Source organism: Natronosalvus sp. KLKA75 (assembly GCF_059736265.1).
Window position 1 is genome coordinate 160,588 of the sequence record NZ_CM185522.1, and the last position, 15,348, is coordinate 175,935.

Sequence of the window (15,348 nt, forward strand, 5' to 3'; positions counted from 1 at the left end):
AGTATAATTTAAATACATCAATGCCCCAATGAATGTATGGTGGAACAAGGTGCACGTAAGGACCGGTGTCCCGAGTGCGAGGGGACCATCCGATCGACGGGGACGGAACAGATCTGTAGCCAGTGTGGACTCGTCTGTCGAGAGCACGCGATCGATCCCGGACCGGAGTGGCGATCCTACGGCGACGAGGACCAGTCTCGGCGCCGAACTGGCGCGCCGCTCACGCGGTCGCGACACGACCGCGGTCTCTCGACCGAAATCGGCTACGGTTCGGGCTCGCGTCTCACCGGCCGGAAACGTCGTCAATTTGCCAGACTCAGGCGCGAACACAACCGCGCTCGCATCGCGACGAAAGCGGACCGAAACCGCGTCTACGGATTTACCGAGATCCGTCGCATTCGAAGCCGTCTCTCGCTACCCGTATCCGTCCGTGAACAGGCGTGTACCCTCTTCAAATCGGCCCAGTCGGAGAACCTGCTACAGGGTCGGTCGCTCGAGGGGTTCGCCGCGGCCTCGGTCTACGCGACGTGTCGAACGCGGTCGATCGCCCGAACCGTCGACGAAATCGTCGCCGTCTCCCGTGCCAGCGAAAACGAACTCAAGGTCGCCTACGACGCCCTCAACCGCGAACTCGGCCTGCCGACCGGCCCGATCGACCCGTCTCAGTACCTGCCGCGATTCGCGTCGAAACTCGAGCTCGACGCTGACGTCGAGCGACACGCCCAGGAACGCGTCGACGCCCTCCTCGAACAGGGTCTGATCGGTGGCCGCAATCCAGGCGGCGTCGCCGCTGGCTGTCTGTATCACGCCTCGCTCGTGCTCGACTGTGAGGCCATCACCCAGCAGGCCGCCGCCGACGTCGCCGACGTCTCGCCGGTTACGATCCGATCGGCGGTCGAACTAGTCGATCAGGTGGAGTGAGGACTCGAGGCGATCCACTTTTTGACGACGTCGAGCACGAGCGCGAGCGACGCTACGTCGTCCGCAAGTTGTTCGTACTCGGCTCGTAGACCTCGCCCTTCTGCTTGAGCTTCTCGATCTCGTGTTCGGCTTTCGACTGATCCATGCCAATCTCGTTCGCCCGCTCGAGGACGACGTCGATCGGTGCGCCCTCGTCGTACTCCTCCTCGACGTCGCTGATGAGCTGCTTGATGTTCTTGATCCGGTCGCGCTGGGACTTCGAGGTCCCTGCCTCGACGATGTCCGCGTCGAACTCGCCGGTTTCGGGATCCACGCCGATGTCCTGGAGACACGAGCGAACGATCTCAATCACGCGCGTGGCGTCTTCCTCCTCGACCGTATCGGAGAGGCGGATCCGCGCGCTGGCTTCCGACAGTCGAACCAGCCCCTCGAGCTTTCGGGCCGTCACCGGCACCGCGGCGTCCTCGTCGGTCCCCTTCGAGCGGAGGTCGACGTAGAAGTCCCGGATGGCTTCCCGGGCCTCCTGAGTCATCCGCGGGTGGCAGTTCTGCTTGGAGTACGCGATGTACTTGCGCAGCAAGTCGGCGTCGATCACCGGGTCGACCTCCTCGGTCATCGACTCGATCTCCTCGGTGGAGACGTCGAGCTGTGGCATCTCTCGCTGCTGGGTCGTCAACTCGCCGGCGTAGTTCGTCGTCAGAATGTGTTCTGCCAGATTGCGGTCTTTCTCCTCGTCGGGCTGGTCCGTGACGGTGAAGATCAGGTCGAACCGCGAGATGAGCGCCGGCTCGAGGTCGATCTGCTCGCTGATGGGTTCGTAGTGGTCGAAGCGACCGTACTTGGGGTTGGCCGCGCCGAGCAGCGAACACCGGGACTTGAGGGTGGCGTTGATGCCCGCCTTCGAGACCGAGATCCGCTGTTGCTCAAGGGCTTCGTGCATGGCGCTGCGATCTTCCGGGCGCATCTTGTCGAGTTCGTCGACCGCCGCAATTCCTTGGTCGGCGAGCACGAGGGCGCCAGCCTCGAGGGTCCACTGTTGGCCGTCGCCGAAGTCGTCGCGAACCGCAGCTGCGGTAAGCCCTGCCGAGGACGACCCCTTCCCAGAGGTATAGACGGAGCGAGGTGCAATATTTTGGATATATCCGAGCATCTGCGATTTCCCTGTACCAGGATCTCCGATGAGCAGCATGTGCAGGTCCCCACGAATCCTCGAGCCGTCGGGTAACTGCTTGGTCACGCCTGAGAACAGCTGGAGCATCATCGCGAGCTTCTCCTCTTCGTAGCCGTAGATGGCGGGCGCGATGGAGCCGACCATGTCCTCGTAGACGTCCTCGCGCTGGGAAATCTCGTAGATTTGTTTCTTGTCCTCGTCGGTGATGTCCATGTCCTCGAACTGCTCCTCGTCGACCTGGACGGACATCCCCTCCATGTAGAAGTCGAAGATGGGCGACTTCTCCTGCTGGTTGCCCTGTTGCTCGAGACGCAGGACGCCCACCGCGGAGACGTGATCGCCGGGGGTGACCTCGCCGGTGATGTCGTCCTCGATGTTGACGTCGATGGCCTGGGGCGTCTCGCCGCCGCGCAGTCCCTCGGGGCTCTCCTGGATGCGAAGCTTCTGGGAGTCGACGAACTCGGACTGGTCGAAGTTCACGCGGAAGGGCCCCTGTCGCTCACAGCCTTGGCACTCGTGGGGCTCCTGGAAGTCGCCGGTCGACTGGGGGATTCGCGAGAGGGTGCCACAGAGTTGGCACTCGAAGGCGGCCTCCTCGATCTTCGGACGGACGTCGGTGGCCTTCCGGACGATGCCGCGCACCTGGACGAGGGTGTTCATGTGGCGGGCGCGAATTTCGCGGATCTCGGGGGATTCGGTGTCCGGGAGTGTGTGGATGCGGACGTGGGCCTGCCCGAGGCTGACGTCGATCGGCAGGTCGTAGAGTCGGAGGGCTTCCTCGGCGTAGCGCTGGAGCTGTTCGGGCTGGTTCAGGAAGTCGTCGGCCAGGTCGGGATCGAATCGGTAGAGGTCCTGCCAGTCGACCGACAGCGAGCGCTGTTCGTTGGGGTAACGCTGGGCGAGCTGCTTGATCTCGTTGTCGTAGTAGTTACGGAAGAACTGCTCGAACGCGTCGACGAGTTCAGAGTTGCCCGCTTGCGCCATTGAAATCGTCTAGGGTCGGCATGGGGTATAAATGGTCGTATAGCCGGCTGAAAGTAGTCAGCCTGACTCTCTTGTTCCTCGAGCAATTCGACCACTCGAGACTTTCGAGACTAGTTGTTCGGAAATGGTATCGATGTTATAGCGAGGCTCAATCTCGGTCGTATGAGGTGACGGCTGCTGTCACTGCTGTCTCGCCGGCGGATCCCGGCTCGCGATTTTGCCGAACAGGACCCGGTTGTCCGCGACGGCGCGATACCCCCACTCTCGTAATCGACTGTGTCCGGGGAGTCGCTGGAACGCTCGAGCCACGAACCGGTCGGGCGTCTCGAGGCGGGCCACGGCCTCCTCGAGGGCTTCGCCGCAGGAGTAGACCCGGTCCTGGGTGAGGAGGTGGGCGCAGGTTTCGTAGTCGTCGGGTAGCCGGGCGAGTTGATCCGGCGAGAGTTCCTCGAAGCCGACGAGTTCGAACGCGCCGCGGGCGTCGGCGTACTCGGCACACCAGGTACAGAAGCCACAGTCGTCGTCGTAAACGAGTCGCGGTAGCGGCGTTGCCGTCATGTCCCTATCGACGGCCGGCCGGCCGAAAGGTCTGTCCCTCGGGCAGTCGCCGACCGCCTCGAGCGCTGGCGTGACCGTATCACCGCTAAGCTCGAGCACTGAGGCGATCACGGCCAGTGCTATCAGCGCATCAATATCACCGACTCCTGATCACTGCAGGCCGAACGAATTTCAGGGATTCGTATCGTATACCGGACGTATGAACGCGCTGTTGTCGCGGCTGAGGCGGTGGTTCGTCAATGGGGTCGTAATCACGATCCCGATCATCGTCACGCTCATCGTCCTCCTCGTCGTCCTCGAGTTCCTCCTCGGTCTCCTCTCGCCGGCAATCGCCGGCATCGGCTACCTCTGGGACAATGAGCCGTCGACGGCGGTCATGCAAGTGCTGACCATCCTCGCGCTGCTCGCGTTCTTCTTCCTCGTCGGGCTCATCGCGGAGTACACCCCTGGGACGTACCTCTCCCGTCGGTTTCACCGCACGTTCGAGACGATTCCTGGCATTGGAACGATCTACACGAGCGTTCGCCAGGCGAGCAACGTCCTGATCGACGACGACGTCGACCAGTTCGAGGACGTGAAACTCGTCGAATTCCCCCACCGGGGCGCGCACGTCCTCGGCTTTCTGACCGCCGACACTCCGACGGCGATCGAGGAGAGTGCAAATGCGGGGGACATGCAGACGGTCATGATCCCGCTCGGTCCGAATCCGATGACGAACGGGTTCATCGTCCACGTTCCCGACGAAGCCGTCTCCGACGTCGACGTCAGCGTCGAGGAAGCCGTCCGAATGACCGCGACGCTCGGGGTTGCGTCTAACGGCGTGGACGAGGGTCGCTGATTTGCTCGACGTCCTCGAAAATCGTCTTCCGCTGTGAGAAATGAGAACGCCAGCAACTACTCCTCGAGCAACCGCTCGACCATCTCGTCGGGGTCGAATCGCTCGAGATCCTCGTAGCCCTGACCGACGCCCAGGAAGAGGATCGGTTTGCCGGTGACGTGGGCCACCGAAATGGCCGCGCCACCGTTCGAGTCGGCGTCGGCTTTCGTGAGGATGGTGCCGTCGATTTCGGCGGCCGCGTTGAACTCTCGAGCGCGGTTGACGGCGTCCTGGCCGGCGACGGCCTCGTCGACGAACAGGGTCATGTCGGGGTCGACGACCCGGCCGATCTTCTCGAGTTGGTCCATCAGCCCCTCGTTGGTGTGGAGGCGCCCAGCAGTGTCTCCGAGGACGACGTCGATGTCGTTGGCCTCGGCGTACTCCACGGCGTCGTAGAGCACGGCCGCGGGGTCGCCGCCCTGGTCGTGGGCGATGAGTTTGGTGTCCCGGGCTCTGGCGTGCTCGGCGATCTGTTCGTTCGCGCCGGCGCGGTAGGTGTCGCCGTTGGCCATCACGGTCGAGTAGCCGCGTTCCTCGAAGCAGCGGTCAAGTTTCGCGATGGAGGTCGTCTTGCCGACGCCGTTGACGCCCGTGAAGACGATGACGACCGGCTTGTCCTCGATGGCGATTCGCTCGTCGAAGTCGAACTGGCCGACGCTGATCACGTCGTAGATGGCGTCCTTCAGGGCCTCCTCGACGACCGCGCCCGTCGAGGTGGTGAACGTGCGCGTCTCGCCGACGAGTTTCTCGCGGATGTTGTCGACGATCTCGTCGACGACGCCCATCTCGACGTCGCTCGAGAGCAGGGCCAGTTCGAGTTCCTGAAGCGGCCCCTCGAGGTCGTCTTCTTCGATGACGAACTTGCCGCGGACGAGGGATTTGGCCTTGCGGCCGAAGCCGATACCGCCGGTGTCGTCTGCGTCGGTTTCGGCTTCAGCTCCGGATTCGGCTTCAACTTCGGTTTCGGCTTCGACTTCGACTTCGTCCTCGAGGTCCTCCTCGTCTTCGTCTCCGTCTCCGTCTCCGTCTCCCTCTTCGCTCACCAAACCGTCCCCGACGACCCCTTCGTCGGTCGTGGCATCCTCCTCGAACGCTCCGTCTTCGACGGGTGCGGCGTCGGTCTCTGCAACGGGAGCACCGTCTCGAGGTTCGGCGCCAGCGTCGGTTGTCTCCGCGACTTCGCGTTCGGATTCGGTACCCGCACCAGCGGCCGTTTCGTCCTCGAAGTCGGACTCGACACCCGAGCGTGAGTCGGTCGCGGTAGCTGCCGCCGTCGCTGTTGGTTCGTCCTCGGCGTCCGGTTCCGCGGGATCCGACTCGGGCGCGTCGACCGGGTCCTCGAGGTCGCCGTCCTCGAGTTCGTCCTCGTCGACGTCTTCGACGTTCGCTTCCGCGGCTTCTTCGGCGTCCTTGCGGAAACTACCGAGTTTCTCCTTCAGGTTGTCGAACATGGGCGTCGCCTACGTTACTCGTCGAGACCCTGATCCGATCCCGGACCCTGGCCTTGACCCTGCATCTGCTGCATCTGCTGTTGCATCGCCTGCTGCTGGAGCTGCTGGGCCTGCTGTTCGAGCTGGCCGCTCTCGCTCTCGAGATCTGTAATCTCCTCCTCGAGGTCGTCGATCCGGTCGCCGAGGCGGTCCTTCTTGTGCTCGAGCGTCTCGGCAGCGCCGTCCTGATCGCGCTCGATGGCGTAGTCGGCGCCGAGTTCGACGATGATCTCGTCTATGTCGTCGATGGTCGCCCGGACGTAGGCACCGCCGCCCAGGGGAACCTGGACCGTCGAGCCGGTCTCGAGTTGCTCGATGGCGTCGGTCGCCTCGTCGACGGCGTCCTGCTCGTCCCGGACGTTCTCGACTTCGCTCCGGAGGACCTGGATCTGTTCTTCGATCTCCTGGAGTTGCTGGGAGAGTTCCTGGAGTTGCTGCTGGCTGGCGCCCATCAGCAGGACACCTCGGTTGCGTCGTCGGTTCGCGCGTGTGTCGCCTCGTGGCTATCGATTGTTCGCATGACTATTGGTCCGTCAGGCAGTCGGAAGAATGTTCCCTTCCCTACCGACCTGACCAATTTGGATCGGTGAAACCAGGCTCCGAGACGTGAGGTGCGGTCGGGACCGCCCTAGGCTCAAGCGTTTTTGCCCCACCGACCGAACGGTCGAGTATGACCGAACTCGAGCCGGAAACCCTGCTCCCCCTCGCCTCGAATGCAATCGCAGGCTTCCGACGGCGAAATCACCCAGATTCACCGCGGACGAGCCTACGCCGAAGTGGGTGATACGTTCGTCGTCGACGACGCGACGTTCGAGGTCGTCGACGTCACGGAACGAACCCTCGGAGACCTGACGGACGCCGACGCCAGAAAGGAGGGTGTCGAGGACCTCGAGGCGTACCGCGACCTGCTCGAGCGCGCTCACGAGACCTTCAAGTGGGACGACGGGAGCGAGGTCGTTCGCCATCGGTTCGAGCGTCGGGAGTAAGGGTAAATCAGTGAAGCGTGGCTACCGCTCGAGGCCGTACCATGATCGTCCCTAGAAACTGTTAGTCGATTTCCGGCCATCACAGGCAAGAAACGTGACTCGTCTGCCGTCAGTCGATGTACCCGAGGGCGTCTTCGATCCGGCCCAGCTCCGGCCCCGTCGTGTCTCTCCCGACGACGTATCCCTGGGCGTTGGCGAGCAGACCGGAGCCGACCAGCGGCGCGCCGTAGTTAATCGTCCCGACGTCCGCGCGGACGTCGAGCGCGTCCTCGAGGGCGTCTAACTCCCCGTCGGTCGCCTTGGGATGACAGAGGACGCCATCGTTCGTCGCCACGGCCGCGGTTCCGACCGTCCTGACGCCGGCGAGGTCGCCGCGTTCGACGGGCACCTCGAGGGCGTCGCCGATGACCTGGACGGCCTCCCGGGGGAGGTCGGGATGGACGTACGCGCCGTAATCGTTTGCGAGGACGACGTTTCCGGCGGCATTGATCTGTCCGGGCAACTCGGTGACGGGTACGTCGAGAGTCTCCTCGAGGCGTTCGCGCTCGTACTCGAGGACGCGCGAACTGACGAGCAGGCCGTTCTCGTTACCCATCGCTAGCGCACCGACGGTCGAGGAGCCGCCGACGGTCGTCTGGACGGCCTCGACCGCGAGTTCCTCGGCGAGGTCTGCGACGAGGTCGTCGTCGGCGTCGGGGCGAACGAACAGGTGCGAGTCGGTCGCACGGGCGAAGACGCCGATGTACGACGACCCGCCGAACGCGGCGCGAAGCAAGTTACTCGGCGACCTCGGCCTCGACGATCGCCTCGCCGGCGTCCTCGAACCGGGCGGCGCGGACGCGGAGCTTCCGCGGCGGGTTCGCGCGGCCGTTGGCCCAGACCTCCTCGTTGATCGAGGGATCGAGGCGGATGGCGTCCTCGTCGACGGCGAAGTGCTTCGCCAGGTGTTCGCGGACGACCGACATCGCGTAGTTGGCGGCCTCGTGGTTGGGGCCTTTCTTCACGTCACGCAGCGGGACGGTGACGACGCGTTCGTCGAAATCACTTGCACTCATGGTTACTCGTCAGTGTCGTTTCGACGCCAGTTGCGTCGTTTGGGGTTTCGCTGCACTTCCATGTCGGTCTTGAGCATGACCCACGCGGGGACGCGGCTGTTCTGGTTCTCGAGTTTGGCAAGCCGCTTTTTCTTGCCCTTGGATTTTTTGCCCATAGTGGACGCAGGTAACCGACGCTGGCTTAAAATCTTGTCCATCTGGCCGTCGAGGGTTCGACGCGCACTCGAGCAACGTGCCCGAGTCACCCGTCCTCGAGCAGATAGCGCTCGACGTAGGTCGTGACGGCCTCGAGGGTCGCCTCGCTGACGCTCGTCGTGTACCGCCAGTTCTCAACCCCGTCGTAGCCGTCGTGGCGGTAGAACGAGTCGTGATCGTAACAGGCCGTGCCGTGGAATCGCGTCCCGCCACCAACTCCCTCCGGGCCGGCGTAGGCGGTCGCCATCGGCGACACCTCGAGGGTGTCGTCGTCGACGCGGACGGCGGTCCCGAGGTCGTGTTCACACCGGCTGTCGATCACGGTCTCGACGACGTCGTCGGTGAGGAACGTGTGAAAGGCCTCGTGGATGGCGATGTTCTTCGTCACGTCGCGGGAATCCCACGTCTCCGTGGCACCGAGGTTGGCGACGACCTGTGCGTCCTCGCCTTCGACCGCATCGACGTGGTGGTTCGGCCGCCGGGTGCCGCCGTATCCGACCGCGTAGTGAACCGGCCCCCACCAGCACAGGAGGTGGCTACACCGCCCCGTGACGGCCCCTCGCTCCTCGAGCACCTCGGCGAACGCGTCGAGGATGCCCTGCTGGGTCGGCGCGACGGCGTCCCGCGGGGAAGAGCCGGACGCGAGCGAGAGGTCGACCTGGCCGCCGCGTTCGACGATCACGTCGATGTCCTCGAGCCGTCCCTGCTCTGTGGCGTATGCCGTCACCTGATCGAACGCGTCCCTGATGGCCTCGAGGGCGTCCTCGTACGGCGGTGGCCAGCCGCTCGAGACACCCTGCCAGCCGTAGCGGGCCCACCCGGTCGTGGGGAGGGTGCCGGGGTAGACGCGGAGGTGGACTGGACCTCCGGTGACCGACGTGGTCGTCGTCTCGGTGGTTGAGGAGAGGACGGCCGCGCCGCCGAGGGCTGCCAGCACCTCTCGTCGGGTCGTGATGCCGTCGACGAACGCGCCGTCCGCGGTGCTGCCCGTCGTGTCATCCGCCGTGCCGACTGTCGTACCGACTGCCGACCCATCATCTCCGGATTCACGGGACCCGTCGGCCTCGTTCATGGTGTCGGTCGATCGGTGCCCGCTCTGACCACCGCGGCGGTGGTCGCGCTCACGGACGTATTTGCGTTCACGACAGTCAGGCCGCGACCGACGTCGACCGTCCCTGTCACCTCGATCATACCTGTTCTGTTACAACAGAACTTGGTATTACTCTTCTCGCTGTATTTCGTCGATAACGTGAGTTACAGAATCTCTACTTGTTGTTCGATGACTCTACTTGAATCGAGATATTCGCGTACGTATCACGAAATAGTCTATTTCTGATGACGGTCGATCGAGCGATACTGACGCGCGCTTCGGACTGTCACGAACGACGGATAGTGTGCGGAGAGAACAGGTGGTTCGCCGATGGGACGTGGGACATCGAATCCGGCTCGAGCGGGAATCGTGGCGAACCGGCTATTCGAGCGGAAATTGCGACGAATCGGCTACTCGAGCGGGAAGCGCTCGCGCGTCTCGTAGACGGGCCCGTCCTCGGTGAGTCGGCTCTCGGTGAGCCGAATCTCCTCGACCGTAGTCGTGCCGACGGTCGGCGAGCGCTCGCGGACGACCGACTGGACGCGCTCTTTCCCGCCGGCGTGGTCCATTCGCGCGATGGTGACGTGAGGCGTGAACTCGTGGTCGTCTGCCTCAAAGCCCATCGCCGTCGTCCGATCCTCGATCGTCGCCTGGAGGCGCGTCAGTTCCTCGCTTCCGTCCTCGACGCCGAGCCATACCACGCGGATGTACTCGAGATTCGGGAAGACGCCTAGACCGGCGAACCGAGCCTCGAACGGGTTGATCTCGGCATCGTCGACGGCGGCCTCGAGTTCTCGCTCGAGGTCGGGTACCCGGTCGGGGTCGACGTCGCCGAGGAAGACGAGCGTGACGTGTGCCTGCGTCGGGTCGGTGAGCCGTATTCCGGCGGCATCGGAGAGCGGTTCCTGGGCCGCGGCGACGGCGTCGGCGAGCGATTCCGGGAGGTCGACGCTGACGAACAGTCGCATATCGAGATTATGGCGCGTGCAGGCTTGAAAGATGGTGGTGGTGGTGGTGGCCGCGGCGGTTCTATAACTATAGAATATATAATCTCAAACTATGAAAAGTATATCGTGAGTGTACCGGCCCGATCACGCTCGAGCCACGTCTATCACTGCCACCGCATCCGTGATTGTCGCAAACTCTCGATTGAGGTGGGCGAGCGCGAGTCGGTGGCTCGTCTCGGCGTCGTAGGTCGTGCCGTCGTGGCCCTCGCGGTCGAACGTCGCCGTGGCGTCCGCGACGACGATTGGGTCGAAGCCGCGGTTCTCGGCCATTCGGGTCGTCGTCGACACGCAGTGGTCGGTGGTGAAGCCACAGAGGACGACCGTCTCCACGTCCCGGTCACGCAGGTGGTCCTCGAGATCCGTGTCGACGAACGCGCCGTTGACTCGCTTCTCGAGGACGGATTCGCCGTCGCGGGGTTCTCCGACGGATTTGAAGTCGTTTCCCGACTGACCCGGTCGCAGCGGTGAGTCCGCCTCGGTCGAGCAGTGTTTCGCGTGGACGATCGGACGACCGGTTTCGCGCCAGGCCGCCAGTAAGTCGGCGATACGCACTTCGGCGTCGGGATTGTTGCGCTCGCCCCAGACGGGGTCGTCGAAGCCTCGCTGGACGTCGATCAGGAGCAACGTCGCGTTCGCGGGGAGCGGGGTCTCGAGTCCGTTCATGCCGGTGAGTGGAACTCGAGCGCGTTGAACGCTTCGACCGGCCGCTCGAGGCGGTCTCTTGTGGTCGTTCGCCCGCTCGAGCGTCCGCCCGACCGGGCCTCGGCCATGGCGCGCACTCTCGCTGTCGTTCTCGGAACGGTGTGATACGCCCTCTCACTCCCAGAAGAGGGAAATACCGGGCAACCCAACGTCCCCACGATGCTGCTGGTCCTCTGCGTCGACCTCGACGACGACCTCGGTCGGAAGACCGGATTCTCGACGCCCGTCATCGGCCGCGAAGACGTCGAGGAGGCGGCCGTCGCCCTCGCGACCGCGGACCCGGAGGACTCCGACGTCAACGTCGTCTTCCAGGGGCTTCACATCTACGACGACCTCGATTCTCGCGATGAGAGCGTCGAGGTCGCCGTCGTCACCGGCCTCGAAGGATCCGACGTCAAAGCCAACCGCAAGGTCGGCGACGAGGTCGACACCGTGCTGGCCAGTCTGACGACGGGCGAGGACGTCACCGCGTTGCTCGTCACCGACGGCGCCCAGGACGAGTCGGTCGTCCCGATCATCCGTTCGCGGGTGCCCATCGACGGCGTCCGCCGGGTGGTCGTCCGCCAGGCGCAGAACCTCGAGTCGATGTACTACACGATGAAGCAGGTGCTGGCCGACCCCGAGACCCGGGGGACGGTCCTGATCCCGATCGGAATCTTGCTGCTGGTGTACCCCCTCGCGCTGCTCGGGAGCCTGTTCAACCTGCCAGGACTGATGCTGGGGGTGACCTCGGCACTGCTCGGCCTGTACCTGATCTCGCGCGGCCTCGGCCTCGGCGAGCACCTCGACGAGAGCGTCGAGCGACTTCGGCTCTCGCTGTACGCCGGGCGGATGACCCTCATCGCGTACGTCGTCGCCGCCACGCTGATGGTGCTCGGGGGTGTCAGCGGCCTCGACACGATCGAATCCGTCCAGGGCGAGACCGGCGGGAGCGTTCCGGTCGCGCTCGCGGCGTTCGTTTACGGCTCGATCCAGTGGATCGCCGCCGCCGGCATCACGACCAGTCTGGGCCAGATCACCGACGAGTACATCGCCGGGAGCCTCGAGCTCCGCTACCTCAACGCCCCGTTCTACGTGATCGCGATGGCGATCGTCCTCCACGCCGTGAGCGCCTTCTTCCTCGATCGGGCCGGAATCCCGTACCTCGCGACGGCGTTGACTGGCGGGACGCTCCTGGGAATTGTGAGCACGCTCACGTTCGCCGTCGCGGAGTCGCGGCTGGCGGAGGGAGGCCGGCGGGCCGAAGGCGCCTGACGGACGACCGAGAGACGAGCTCTACCGGCGAGAACGTCCGTACGGGCTGGCACAGTGTGTAACAGAGTATTTATGTGTCCAGTGAGTGGCCAACGGGTATGGGAGAACGTCCGAAGGACGAGGGGGTTACGTCCTCTCCAGCCGGTACAGACCCTCTCTCCTCGGAACTCTATCGGACGCTCGCCGACGCCGTTCCTGGTGGGGTCTTTCAACTCGATACGGACGGCCGCGTCGTCGCCGTCAACGACGCCCTCGTCGAACTGACGGGGTACAGTCGCGAGGAGCTGGTCGATGCGCACCCCTCCGTATTCCTGGAGAACGACAGCGCGGACCGCCTGGACGCCGAATTTCAATCGCGACAGGCGACCGGCGCTGACGACGTCTCGACGCTCGAACTCACGACTCGGGCCGCCACCGGCGAATCGATCCCCTGCGAACTCCGGCTCAACGGCGTGTCGGTCGACGGAACGACTCGAGGGGCGGTCTGTGCCGTCCGCGACGTGTCCGACCGGCTCCAGCGAGACGCCGAACTCGAGAGCGTCCAGGACGCGTTCGAGTCGATGGCCTCGGTCCTCGACGAGGCCGACGTCGGCGTCTTCCTCCTCGATTCGGACTTCGAGATCGTGTGGGCCGACCGGACGATCGAGCGGTTCTTCGACCTCGACCGGGAGGCCGTCGTTGGCCGCGACAAGCGCGACGTGCTCGAGGAAACGATCGCTGACCGGGTAGCCGATCCGCAGTCGTTCGTCGACGTCATTCGCTCGAGCTACGAGGACAACACCGTCGCCGAGCGCTTCGAGTGTCGCCTCCAGTCGGTGGACGGGACAGAGGAACGGTGGCTCGAGCACCGAAGCAATCCGATCACGGCCGGCCAGTACGCGGGCGGGCGAATCGAACTCTACTACGACGTCACGGGTCGGAAGCGATCCGAGGTCGCGCTGTACGAACGAGAAGAGCAGTTGCGGACGCTGGTCGAGGCGGTCGACGAGTACGCGATCTTCATGCTCGACACCGACGGGACGGTCGTCACGTGGAACACGGGGGCCCGGGAGATCAAGGGTTACACCACCGACGACGTCGTCGGCGAGCACTTCTCGACCTTTTATCCGGAGGAAGACGCCGCAGACGGGAAACCGGAGCGTCTCCTGGCGACGGCGCGCGAGGAGGGACAGGTCGAAGACGAGGGCTGGCGCGTCCGGAAGGACGGCTCGCGGTTCTGGGCGAACGTCGTCATCACCGCGATCAGGGACGACGGCGACCTGGTCGGCTACGCGAAGGTCACGCGAGACATGACCGAGCGGCGAGAGTACGAGGAGCAACTCCGTCGCGAGCGCGACCAGACCGAGCAACTCCTGCGGACCTCGCCGATCGCGATTTCGGTCCGGGACGCCGATAGCTCGCTCCTCCTGGCGAACCACCGCGCGAGAGAGCTGTTCGGACTCACGGAACCGGACCTCGATGAGGGTCCCGAGAGCCTCGAGGAGTGGACGATTTCGCACGCTGACGGAACGCCGTTTTCGCCGACGGATCGACCCGCGGTTCGCGTTCTCGAAACCGGCAATCAGGTTCTCGACCAGAAAGTCGTCGTCGAACGCCCTTCCGGCGACCGGTTATGGCTCTCCGTGAGCGCCGCTCCCGTGTTCGACGACGGCGGCGACCTCCAGCGAATCATCACCACGGCCGAGGACATCACCGGGGTCAAAGAACGCGAGCAACAACTCGAGTCCGAACTCGGGGAATTGCTCGGACGGATCTCCGACGCGTTCTACGCCCTCGACGAGGAGTACCGGTTTACACACGTGAACGAACGTGCCGAGGAACTGCTCCAGGCCAGCGAAGAGGAGCTACTCGGCGAATCGCTCTGGGAGATGTTTCCGGAGGCGGCCGAAGTCGACGAGGTCTGGGACGCGTTCCACACGGCGATGGATACCCAGGAGCAGACCAGTTACGAACTCTACTTCGATCTCCTCGACTTCTGGGTCGAGGCGAACATCTACCCCTCCGAAACCGGCGTCTCAGTCTACTTCAGGGACGTCACCGAGCGCATCGAGCGTGAACAGCAGCTGGCGGAATCCGAGCGACGCTACCGCACCCTCGCCGAACACTTCCCGAACGGGGTCGTGATGTTGTTCGACGAGGACCTCCGGTGTACGCTCGCGGCGGGACAGGCGTTCGAGCACCTGCCTATCTCCGCGGACGAACTCGAGGGACAGGTGCCGGCGGAGATGGTCGACGAAAGCGCCGGTCGAGCACTCGAGTCGGCCTTCCAGGAGGCACTCGACGGAACCGAGCAGATGATCGAAGTCGAGTACGCGGGTCGCCAGTGGTCGATCCACACCGCGCCGATCACCGACGTCCAGGGCGGTTCGACGGCCGGGATGGCGATGGCCCAGGACATCACCGAGCGAAACGAGCGCATTCAGAAGCTCGAGCAGTTCGCGAGCGTCGTCTCCCACGGCCTGCGCAATCCGCTGGGTATCGCCCAGATCTACACCGACATGGCTCGGCAGGAGGGGAATCCCGAGGACTTCGACCAGATCGAGCAGTCCCTCGACCGCATGGAGACGATCATCGAGAACCTGTTGACCACCTCGCGCGAGGGCCGGACGGTCTCCGACCCGGACCACGTTTCGCTCTCCGAGACCTCGGTGGAGGCCTGGCAGAACGTCGAAACGGGCGAGGCGACGCTCGAGGTGGACGACGACCTCGAGCGGGTGCTCGTCGACGAGGACCAGCTCCACTCGCTCTTCGAGAACCTGTTTCGAAACGCCGTGCAGTACGGTGGTGAGGCGGTCACGGTTCGCGTCCGGTCGCTCGAGGACGAGCCCGGGTTCGCCGTCGAGGACACGGGGCCGGGAATCCCAGCAGAAAAACGGGACGAGGTGCTCCAGTACGGCTACACGTCGGGCAGCGGCACCGGTATCGGGCTCGCGGTCGTTCGCGACATTGCCCAGGCTCACGGCTGGGGAGTTTCGATCACGGACGGCGAAGAGGGCGGTGCTCGATTCGAGTTCCGTGGCCTCGAGACGGCCTGACGATCGGTGCCAGTACTCGCTCG

General features: G+C 64.4%; 15 protein-coding genes and 1 pseudogene. 5 read left to right on the forward strand and 11 right to left on the reverse strand.

Annotated elements, in window-relative coordinates; all coding sequences use genetic code 11:
• Positions 1-36 precede the first annotated feature (36 nt).
• Positions 37-921 (forward strand): transcription initiation factor IIB, encoded by an 885-nt coding sequence (locus AC6I65_RS00770; RefSeq protein ID WP_497902213.1) that lies wholly within the window; start codon positions 37-39, stop codon positions 919-921.
• A 52-nt stretch (positions 922-973) separates the two neighbouring features.
• Here AC6I65_RS00770 and AC6I65_RS00775 read toward each other — a convergent pair whose 3' ends face one another.
• Together AC6I65_RS00775 and AC6I65_RS00780 are read right to left on the reverse strand one after the other, a co-directional pair.
• Positions 974-3,076, reverse strand: a complete 2,103-nt coding sequence (locus AC6I65_RS00775) for a minichromosome maintenance protein MCM (protein ID WP_254158999.1) — start codon at positions 3,074-3,076, stop codon at positions 974-976.
• Between the two features lie 180 nt (positions 3,077-3,256).
• Positions 3,257-3,733, reverse strand: a complete 477-nt coding sequence (locus tag AC6I65_RS00780; protein WP_497902214.1) for a thiol-disulfide oxidoreductase DCC family protein — start codon at positions 3,731-3,733, stop codon at positions 3,257-3,259.
• 100 nt (positions 3,734-3,833) lie between these two features.
• Between AC6I65_RS00780 and AC6I65_RS00785 the strand changes: the two genes are divergently transcribed.
• On the forward strand, positions 3,834-4,472 hold the full coding sequence (locus AC6I65_RS00785; protein ID WP_497902215.1) for a DUF502 domain-containing protein: 639 nt from the start codon (positions 3,834-3,836) through the stop codon (positions 4,470-4,472).
• A 56-nt stretch (positions 4,473-4,528) separates the two neighbouring features.
• Here AC6I65_RS00785 and ftsY read toward each other — a convergent pair whose 3' ends face one another.
• The gene (gene ftsY / locus AC6I65_RS00790; protein WP_497902216.1) at positions 4,529-5,962 is read right to left on the reverse strand and encodes a signal recognition particle-docking protein FtsY; all 1,434 of its coding nucleotides are present in this window, start codon (positions 5,960-5,962) and stop codon (positions 4,529-4,531) included.
• Between the two features lie 14 nt (positions 5,963-5,976).
• Positions 5,977-6,453 (reverse strand): prefoldin subunit alpha, encoded by a 477-nt coding sequence (gene pfdA, locus AC6I65_RS00795; RefSeq protein ID WP_497902217.1) that lies wholly within the window; start codon positions 6,451-6,453, stop codon positions 5,977-5,979.
• 218 nt (positions 6,454-6,671) lie between these two features.
• On the opposite strand from pfdA, the pseudogene AC6I65_RS00800 reads away from it, so the two are divergent.
• Positions 6,672-6,987 (forward strand): annotated as a pseudogene (locus AC6I65_RS00800) (ASCH domain-containing protein).
• Positions 6,988-7,096: 109 nt separating this feature from the next.
• Here AC6I65_RS00800 and AC6I65_RS00805 read toward each other — a convergent pair.
• From AC6I65_RS00805 to AC6I65_RS00835, 7 genes are all read right to left on the reverse strand, one after another.
• Positions 7,097-7,762 (reverse strand): translation initiation factor IF-6, encoded by a 666-nt coding sequence (locus AC6I65_RS00805; RefSeq protein ID WP_497902218.1) that lies wholly within the window; start codon positions 7,760-7,762, stop codon positions 7,097-7,099.
• Position 7,763: 1 nt separating this feature from the next.
• A complete protein-coding gene (locus AC6I65_RS00810) occupies positions 7,764-8,042 on the reverse strand; it encodes a 50S ribosomal protein L31e (RefSeq protein ID WP_254159007.1) in 279 nt (92 codons plus the stop codon).
• 2 nt (positions 8,043-8,044) lie between these two features.
• Positions 8,045-8,197: a 50S ribosomal protein L39e gene (locus AC6I65_RS00815; RefSeq protein WP_497902219.1), complete on the reverse strand. Its 153-nt coding sequence runs from the start codon at positions 8,195-8,197 to the stop codon at positions 8,045-8,047.
• An 86-nt stretch (positions 8,198-8,283) separates the two neighbouring features.
• Positions 8,284-9,309, reverse strand: coding sequence for a hypothetical protein (locus AC6I65_RS00820; protein ID WP_497902220.1), 1,026 nt, complete (start codon positions 9,307-9,309; stop codon positions 8,284-8,286).
• Positions 9,306-9,428 (reverse strand): hypothetical protein, encoded by a 123-nt coding sequence (locus AC6I65_RS00825; protein WP_497902221.1) that lies wholly within the window; start codon positions 9,426-9,428, stop codon positions 9,306-9,308. Before AC6I65_RS00825 ends, AC6I65_RS00820 begins: the two co-directional genes overlap by 4 nt.
• A gap of 309 nt (positions 9,429-9,737) precedes the next feature.
• Positions 9,738-10,295 (reverse strand): RNA 2',3'-cyclic phosphodiesterase, encoded by a 558-nt coding sequence (gene thpR, locus AC6I65_RS00830; protein ID WP_497902222.1) that lies wholly within the window; start codon positions 10,293-10,295, stop codon positions 9,738-9,740.
• Positions 10,296-10,418: 123 nt separating this feature from the next.
• The gene (locus AC6I65_RS00835; RefSeq protein WP_497902223.1) at positions 10,419-10,997 is read right to left on the reverse strand and encodes a cysteine hydrolase family protein; all 579 of its coding nucleotides are present in this window, start codon (positions 10,995-10,997) and stop codon (positions 10,419-10,421) included.
• Positions 10,998-11,195: 198 nt separating this feature from the next.
• Between AC6I65_RS00835 and AC6I65_RS00840 the strand changes: the two genes are divergently transcribed.
• Together AC6I65_RS00840 and AC6I65_RS00845 are read left to right on the forward strand one after the other, a co-directional pair.
• Entirely contained in the window at positions 11,196-12,290 is a 1,095-nt protein-coding gene (locus AC6I65_RS00840) for a DUF373 family protein (RefSeq protein ID WP_497902224.1), read from the forward strand.
• A 98-nt stretch (positions 12,291-12,388) separates the two neighbouring features.
• Entirely contained in the window at positions 12,389-15,325 is a 2,937-nt protein-coding gene (locus AC6I65_RS00845) for a PAS domain-containing sensor histidine kinase (RefSeq protein ID WP_497902225.1), read from the forward strand.
• Positions 15,326-15,348: the final 23 nt, after the last annotated feature.